Origin of the sequence: Micromonospora tarensis, from assembly GCF_016803395.1 — a bacterium.
Classification (GTDB): Bacteria; Actinomycetota; Actinomycetes; order Mycobacteriales; family Micromonosporaceae; genus Micromonospora; species Micromonospora tarensis.
Genome location: NZ_JAEVHL010000386.1, coordinates 1 through 3,875, shown reverse-complemented (window position 1 = coordinate 3,875; position 3,875 = coordinate 1). Strand labels below are relative to the sequence as shown.

Genomic DNA, 3,875 nt, shown 5'->3' with positions numbered 1-3,875 from the left:
CCATCTTCCGACGCCAGCACCAAGCCGACGCCAAGATCAGCCACTACGCCCGACAAGCCCTCATCGAGCCCTGAAACGGATCTCCTGCTGGAGTACTAGCCTTCGCAGGGAGAAGCTCTTCGTTGCGCTGCTCGATTGCAGTGAACATCGCTCGGACGTGACTGACGCGCAGCTTGTCGAGGGGGATGTCGCCGAGGTACGGGATCAGGTGCACTCGGATGATGGACTCGTAGCCGCCCTTGGTGTTCGCGTCGACCTTGTGATGGGTCAGCCAGTTGGTGAGGTACTCGGCGACGGTGGGCATATCTCCGAGGTGGATGTCGCCGCGCAGCCGTAGGCGGATTCGGTCGATCTCGGGCAGCGGCTTCTTTGCACGTACGGCGGCCTGGAGGACGTCGGCGATGTCGCGGCGCGACCGCTTGTCCCATGGCGGGGCGAGGGCGAGTAGTTCGCGGGCGTGGTTGCGTTCATCGGCGGCGGCCCGTCGGGTGGGCAGGCCGGAGCGGCGTAGCTGCCGGCGGATGCCGTCGATGGTGGGCGGGAGTTCGAGGTGGTAGGCCCAGCGGCCATGGTCGGAGCTCCACGCGTGGTTCGGGCGGCGGAGCTTAGGGCAATTGTTTCCCATCGGCTTGCCGGTATCGGGGTAGCGGCAGCCGCAGCGCTTAAAAATGTTTTCGGCGGGCATGGCAGGTCTTGCTCCTTGCTTGTAAAAGGCGGTATTGGCAGCATTAATCGAAGACTGCAGGTCTCTGGATCTGATGGTCGACGGGTCTGTCGGGCGGGGCGAGGACTGACGGCATAAGGGGTCGGGATCAGGGTTCGTGCCTGCGTCGGCGCGGGATTCGGCTGTGGAGGAGGTATCTGTCACGGGTGCCTTCTGGTTAGGGCTCGGGATGATCGAGTAGGTGCAGGGCCGCCAGCAGCGGCGCGGTGGGGATTCGGTAGTGAGTGCCGACGCGGAAGTGCGGCGCGGGGAAAGCGTCGCGGCGGATCAGCTTGTAGGCCGTGGACCGGGACATGTCGAGCACTGAGGCTGCGGTGGCCAGGTCGGTGCTGGGCCCGAGGCTGCGGATTTGCTCTGCTGTCCATGTAGGGGGGCGGTCCCCGGACGGGGGATCGGAGCGGTGTCTTGGCTGTGTCGAGTGACCACGATCGGGCGATCGCATGGCATCTCCTCAAAGTTTGGATACGAGCGGGCGAGGTCAAGGCAAAATGCTGCCCGCCGGGAATGAGTCAGAGGAATTTGGCTTACGGGCAAGCCTCTACCTGGATCGGCGCGCAAAGGAAGCAGGCTGCGTCAACTTCGTGCAGGCTTTCGAGCAATTGAATATTCTTCCCGGCTGCAGGCGACAACCACGCCTTTTGGTGGTCATGCTCCGGCTTTCCATGCGCCCTGTCCTTGCCCTTCCGGCGTGTATACACCTTGACCACAGGACTGCCGGCAAGCGCCTCAGTTCGGGTAATGCTGCTGATATGTGCACATACAGTTGGTAGTGGTAATGACTTCGCCCCGAGAGACGCCGCGGTCCCGGACCGCAGGCTGGGTCGAGCGAGGAGCTCGTGCTCCCTGCTACTGAGAGGACATCGCTCGGGCGGACAGTCCGGCTTGCTCGGGCAACCTCCCCACCTCGAAGAACTGGTGGCCTCGCGATCCTCGACGAGCTCGAGTCAGCTGGGATCCTGTTTGCGCTGGATGGTCAGAGCAATATCAAGCGAAAGGCTGGCCTTGCAGTCCTTTCGCGAGCCTGGCCCCTTCTCCGGCGCCTGGGCGCAGGGCCCGTTTGGCAGGTGGTCTCGCGCGCCTACCACGTCCGCTCGACGGCCATTTATGCCGGAGTTGGGTAGGTCGATGGTCACTGCGGGGTGGCCGCGTTGCAGCGGCTCGCGCGTACTCGGTCCGGATGCGCGAAAGAATGTTGGCTCGACGCTCCAGCGGGTGCTCCGGTGGTGTCAGGGTCTCCGGCGTGTCAACGCCGGCTGAAATTTTTTTCACGCGGCGTCGACACGGCGAGGCGTAGCGCGCTGACGGCGAGGTCGCAGGCGAGCTGCGATGAGGTCAGCGACCAGACGTTGATCTCGTCTGATGTGTGCACGATGTGTGTTCTCCAGCGGAAGCTAACCGGTGCTAACCGGTGCCACTGCGGGTCAGTCGGGGTGAATGACCAAGGTTGCCTGGCCACGCCGTGTGGCTAGGCTGAGCCGCTGGCTCGACGGGTTGGCAAGGGCGACGCAGGCCAACGTGGGTCACTCCCCGCCAATGCGGGTCAATCCACGGGTCGCTACACTGGCCTCTCACGCCCTCGTAGCTCAGGGGATAGAGTGCCGGTTTCCTAAACCGTGTGTCGCAGGTTCGAATCCTGCCGGGGGCACCAGGTCACCGCCTTGATCACCGATCATGCTTCGGCGTTTCGGGAGCGTTCGTGCCCGGCATGCGCGGGCCAGAGCACTCGGTCAAGGAAGCGCTCCAGCACCGTGACCATGTCACCCAGCACCGCTGCGGACCTGGCGATGGTGCCTGCGTCATGTGCATCCTCCCGCCGACCGGAGTCCTGCCGACCAGTGTCGCGGCTTGATCCACTCGGTTTCCTGCAAGTCGGGCTAATCGGCGTGCCCGGATACGCCGAGTTCCGGAAAACGGAGTCGATCAAGGGGGGCGCCGAGGGCAAGCGGGCGGGACTGGCCCCGAGGCCCGTTACGGTGGCCGTCATGGATGCTTCCGACGACGCCGGTGATTGCGGCATCTGTGGTGGACCGTTGGATGAGCGGCACGCTCACCGGGGGAGCGACGGCGCCGCGGCGGGGCAGGGCAGGCGGATCGAGTTCGTGGTGATCGGCAGGCGCGGGGGAATCGCGGATTACCGGAAGGCCGACGATGCGTCGAGGAGCTACCGGACGGACGCGGAGATGCTGGCGTTGCAGTTGGGCGTCGCAGAGTCGACCCTGGTGGGGCGGCGTTTCAGCTGCTGGATCTCGCCCGCCGAACACGGCACCTTCCAGAGTGACCACCGGCTCATCGCATAGCTAGGTGGCTCAGAGCGTCGGCAGCTGTTCGGCTCGGGTGACCACCTGGTCGATGAGGCCGTACTCGCGGGCCTGCTCGGCGGTGAACCAGCGGTCCCGGTCCCAGTCGCGCTGGATCTCGTCGAGCGTCCGTCCACTGTGTTGAGCGATCAACTCCTGCATGGTGCGCTTCACGTGCAGCATGTTCTCCGCCTGGATGGTGATGTCCGAGGCGGTGCCGCCCATCCCACCGGACGGCTGGTGCATCATGATCCGCGAGTGTGGCAGCGCGTACCGTTTGCCGGCCGCGCCCGCGCAGAGCAGGAACTGCCCCATCGAGCCGGCGAACCCGAGGGCCAGCGTCGCCACGTCGTTGCGGACGTAGCGCATCGTGTCGTAGACCGCCATCCCCGCGCTCACCGACCCGCCCGGCGAGTTGATGTAGAGGTAGATGTCCCGGTCCGCGTCCTCGGCGGCGAGCAGCAGGATCTGCGCGCAGATCTGGTTGGCCGACTCCTCGGTCACCTCGCTGCCGAGGAAGACGATCCGCTCCCGGAGCAGCCGCTCGAACACGTGATCACCAAAGGATGGCTGCGCGCCGTCCAACATCCGCACGCCGTACCTCATCATCTGCCGCCGCCTTCCACCGTGCCGGCGGGCGGTGGGGACCACCCGGGGGACCGGCCCCTCCAGCGTGCGTGCGACGGCGGCGGCGGGCCCAGTGATTCTGCCGCCGGCAGATCCGCCGACGGCAGAATCGGCGCGGCCTACGCCACGGTCACCCGCCGCGCGCCCGCCCGGGCCCGCGCGCAGCCCAACAGCGCGGCGGTACGCGGACCGGGGCGCGCGCCACCAGCGGAGGCCATCGCCCGCAC

The 3,875-nt window shown here is 66.2% G+C and carries 5 protein-coding genes and 1 tRNA gene; 2 read left to right on the top strand and 4 right to left on the bottom strand.

From position 1 onward, the window contains the following. Positions 1–43: 43 nt before the first annotated feature. From JM949_RS34345 to JM949_RS38740, 3 genes are all read right to left on the bottom strand, one after another. The gene (locus tag JM949_RS34345; protein ID WP_203152184.1) at positions 44–685 is read right to left on the bottom strand and encodes an N-terminal phage integrase SAM-like domain-containing protein; all 642 of its coding nucleotides are present in this window, start codon (positions 683–685) and stop codon (positions 44–46) included. A gap of 196 nt (positions 686–881) precedes the next feature. Beyond that, the gene (locus JM949_RS38745) at positions 882–1,166 is read right to left on the bottom strand and encodes a helix-turn-helix domain-containing protein (protein ID WP_203152182.1); all 285 of its coding nucleotides are present in this window, start codon (positions 1,164–1,166) and stop codon (positions 882–884) included. 801 nt (positions 1,167–1,967) lie between these two features. Beyond that, the gene (locus tag JM949_RS38740) at positions 1,968–2,093 is read right to left on the bottom strand and encodes a hypothetical protein (protein WP_255545712.1); all 126 of its coding nucleotides are present in this window, start codon (positions 2,091–2,093) and stop codon (positions 1,968–1,970) included. A gap of 203 nt (positions 2,094–2,296) precedes the next feature. Here JM949_RS38740 and JM949_RS34335 point away from each other — a divergent pair. Continuing rightward, positions 2,297–2,372: transfer RNA gene (locus tag JM949_RS34335), tRNA-Arg, on the top strand. A gap of 235 nt (positions 2,373–2,607) precedes the next feature. Beyond that, entirely contained in the window at positions 2,608–3,021 is a 414-nt protein-coding gene (locus tag JM949_RS34330) for a hypothetical protein (protein WP_203152180.1), read from the top strand. A 9-nt stretch (positions 3,022–3,030) separates the two neighbouring features. Here JM949_RS34330 and JM949_RS34325 read toward each other — a convergent pair whose 3' ends face one another. Continuing rightward, entirely contained in the window at positions 3,031–3,630 is a 600-nt protein-coding gene (locus JM949_RS34325) for a ClpP family protease (RefSeq protein ID WP_203152178.1), read from the bottom strand. Positions 3,631–3,875: the final 245 nt, after the last annotated feature.

Bases quoted from the DNA above. Each gene is read 5' to 3' on its own strand.
- JM949_RS34325 (WP_203152178.1), bottom strand. From the start codon at position 3,630: ATGATGAGGTACGGCGTGCGGATGTTGGACGGCGCGCAGCCATCCTTT.
- JM949_RS38745 (WP_203152182.1), bottom strand. From the start codon at position 1,166: ATGCGATCGCCCGATCGTGGTCACTCGACACAGCCAAGACACCGCTCC.
- JM949_RS34345 (WP_203152184.1), bottom strand. From the start codon at position 685: ATGCCCGCCGAAAACATTTTTAAGCGCTGCGGCTGCCGCTACCCCGAT.